This is a genomic window from Phytoactinopolyspora endophytica (assembly GCF_004138495.1).
In the GTDB taxonomy this organism is placed as follows: Bacteria; Actinomycetota; Actinomycetes; order Jiangellales; family Jiangellaceae; genus Phytoactinopolyspora; species Phytoactinopolyspora endophytica.
Genome location: NZ_ML142865.1, coordinates 10,053 through 13,088 on the forward strand (window position 1 = coordinate 10,053; position 3,036 = coordinate 13,088).

The 3,036-nt window shown below is 68.6% G+C and carries 3 protein-coding genes; all 3 read right to left on the reverse strand.

Annotation, left to right across the window (positions count from 1 at the left end; translation table 11 throughout):
- Nucleotides 1–1,735 (reverse strand): lysine N(6)-hydroxylase/L-ornithine N(5)-oxygenase family protein (locus tag ELR45_RS39145; protein WP_205857298.1); only part of this gene is annotated, 1,735 nt, incomplete at its 3' end.
- A gap of 45 nt (nt 1,736–1,780) precedes the next feature.
- The gene (locus tag ELR45_RS26145; RefSeq protein WP_129668959.1) at nt 1,781–2,527 is read right to left on the reverse strand and encodes a GNAT family N-acetyltransferase; all 747 of its coding nucleotides are present in this window, start codon (nt 2,525–2,527) and stop codon (nt 1,781–1,783) included.
- Nucleotides 2,524–3,036: IucA/IucC family C-terminal-domain containing protein (locus ELR45_RS26150; RefSeq protein WP_276320733.1), on the reverse strand; the 513-nt coding region annotated here is incomplete at its 5' end. The genes ELR45_RS26150 and ELR45_RS26145, both read right to left, overlap by 4 nt.

The following is a 3,036-nucleotide window of genomic DNA, read 5'->3' on the forward strand; positions in this document are numbered from 1 at the left end:
GTTGGAACACGGTGCGGTCGCGCACTGGATAGACCTCGCGGCCGGCGACGGCGTTGATGATGACCGAGTTGCGGTACGCACCCAGACCCAGGTCCGGCGCACCGACGCCGTGCGTGTGCAGTTCCGCGTTCTGTACGAACAGTGACGACGCGCCGCCGTGCCGGTCGGGCCGTGGCTCGTCGTCGGCCATGGCATGAGGCCTGTGACAGCTGGCCCCGCCTGACGCAGTGGCCTCGTCCGTCGGTTCGGCAGAAGGCGGCTCGTCGGCGAGACGTAGCCGGTAGTCCTGGCTGACGGCCGGACAGCCATGCTCGTCTGTGACGACGAAGCCCTCGGGAACCGGAACGGGCGCCGGCTCGTACCCGGTGGCGAGGACGACGACGTCCGTGTCTCGGGTGAACGTGCGGCCCTCGGCGCGGTGTCGCCAGGTGAGCCGCCAGCGCCGGCCCGGGACCGGCGACGGCTCGATCGCCTCCAGCTCACAGCCTGCGGCGTAGGTCACCGGTGGGTCATCGCGCTCGATGGTGGCCTCGTACAGCAGGTCGTAGATGCGCTCACTGGTCTCCGCCGACAGCCCTTTGTACAGCAGGTCCTGCCCTGCCCGGATCCGATCCCGGGTCTGTGGCGGCAAGCTGTGGAAATGGTTGGTGTACTCGGGCGTGAAATGCTCCAGCCCCAGCTTGGAGTACTCCATCGGCAGGAACCCGGCACCGCGGGTGAACCAGTCCAGTGTCTCCCCGTCCACCTGCCCGTCGGCCCATCCCGGTGTGTGCCCGTCGGGCCATTCGGGCGTGTGCCCGCCTGCCCGTCCCGGTACGTGCTCATCCCGCCATTCGGAAGCGTGTTCGTCGCCCAGCGCAAAAGCCTGGCCCGACATGAACGTGCCGGAACGCCGTCCAGAGAGGCGTGCTTCGAGCAAGTCCGCAACGATCTCGCCGGCGCTCTGCCCAGAGCCGACCACGGTGACGGCGCCGGCCTCGACTGTCTTGTCGCGTAGCGGGAGGTAGTCCGCTGCGTGGTAGACGTCGTCGCCGAGCACATCGCGGGCGACCTGCGGAACCCATGGGCGGCTGCCGACGCCGAACACGACGGAACGCGCACGGTACGTCACCGTTTCCCCGAGCCCGCCAGATGTGCCGTGCCGCGTCTGCGGTGAAGAGGAAACGCGGCGGGAGACCTCGTGCCCCGGGAACTCTCCCTCCCGGGGTGGCGCCGGCCGCACCACGCGGACCGACCACGTGCCGTCGTCGTTCGGCGTGACCTCATCGACGCGGTGGCCGAACCGGCACGACGGCAGGCTCCCGGCGACCCAGCGGGCGTAGGCGTCGTACTCGCGCCGGGGTATGTGGAACCGTTCGTAGAAGTAGAACCGGTAGAGCCGGTTGTGCTCCTGCAGATAGTTCAGGAACGAGTACCGGCTGGTGGGATCGGCGAGCGTGACCAGGTCGGCCATGAACGGCACCTGCAGCGTCGTCCCAGGAAGCATCAGGCCGGGATGCCAGGCGAAGACCGGTTCTGCCTCGAAGAAGAGGGCATCGATGTCACGGACCGGGTCCAGGAGCGCGGCCAACCCGAGGTTGAACGGTCCGAGTCCGACGCCGATCACGTCGAACGTACGGCCTACCTCGGGCGCCGTGTTCGGGCCGTCGGCCTCCGGGTGCGGGACGGGCGCTGAGGTTGGATGGCTGCGTTCGCCGGCGGGTGACGTGCCGGCGGACGGATGGTTCGGTCTCATGATGTGTGGTTCACCTGCTGTCGGCGTCCTTGATCAGATACGAGTTCAAGGCGTTATAGCGCCCTGAACTCGTATCTGATCGCTGATCGTGTGGCGGTCGTCGGTCCATCGAGCCATGAAGTCCAAGCGGTGGCACACCATGAGCAACGCCCGTTTGTCGGGCAGGTCCACCTCGCCGATCGCGTGGAAACCCAGGCGGCGGCAGAACGCGTGCATCCGGCTGTTGCGCGCGTCGGGCTCGCAGACGACGCGGTCGCCATGGTGCGGATGCCCGCCAGCCGTCGTCGTGAGGAACCCCAGCTGGTAGGCGAGGAAGGCCCATCCCAGCAGCCGGGGCATTCCGCTGCCGAGGAACCGTTCGGGACCTACCAGCAGGTGCCAGCCGACATCCGTCGGGCGGGCGGGGTAGTGGCCGGCGAGCGGATCGTCGGCCACCCGGTACGTCTCCACGTAACCGAACGGCGTGCCGTCGGCGGACACCACCCACGGCTGCAGGTGTGTCAACCCGGCCAGGTAGGCGCGTATCTCATCGAGCGGCTTGTCCAGCTCCCACCAGGGCACCACATGCGCACGGTTCATCCAGTCATGGATGAGCTCGCCGTGCCGATCGACGTCGGCCGGTTCCGCTTCGATCCGTGTGGTCGTCAACGGCGCGTCGCCCGTCGCCTCTCGACGGAAGATCGCGGACCAGGCACGGGGAGTCGGCCGATCAACCGTCTCCGGCCGCGAGCCGACGGCTGTCACTCCGGCATGCTCCGCGGGCCACGACCGAGGATTCGGCTGCGCGGTCATCCAGCGGCTCCGGGCCGCAGCGGGTCGGGCAAGGGGTTGGGCAGCGTGACGTAGACCGACTGGGTCGAGATGTCGCCCACCAGCTCATCCATGTCGTGCGCCCGGGTGAGCAGGTTGGCCTTGCAGGGCCAGCGGTCGTCGTCGAGCAGCCGGTCCAGCAGCGATGCCGGGTACCGCCCGCCCTCGGACCGCTCGGCGGCCAGCAGCCCGCGCAGATCGCCCAGCAGCACGGCCTCGTCGATACACGAGCCCAGGGCGTTCACCACCCCCAGGGTCAGGTTCACGAACATGTAGTAGACGAGCCGCTCGTCGGCCAGCGATTCCGGGAAGATCGACTCGGTGGCCTCGCCGAGCTCGGGGACTACGGCGGTCAGATCTCCGTGCGCCGCCTCCCTGTGGAAGTAGCCCTGGCTGTCCCGGTAGACGCCGTGCACCGGCCAGCCGCCGTCCAGCTCCACCAGCGTGTTCTGCTGATGTGCTTCGAAGCAGAGCCCGACGTCCAGGTAGAG

Excerpts from the sequence above, each read along its gene's own strand:
- ELR45_RS26145 (WP_129668959.1), bottom strand. The coding sequence starts at position 2,527 with ATGACCGCGCAGCCGAATCCTCGGTCGTGGCCCGCGGAGCATGCCGGA.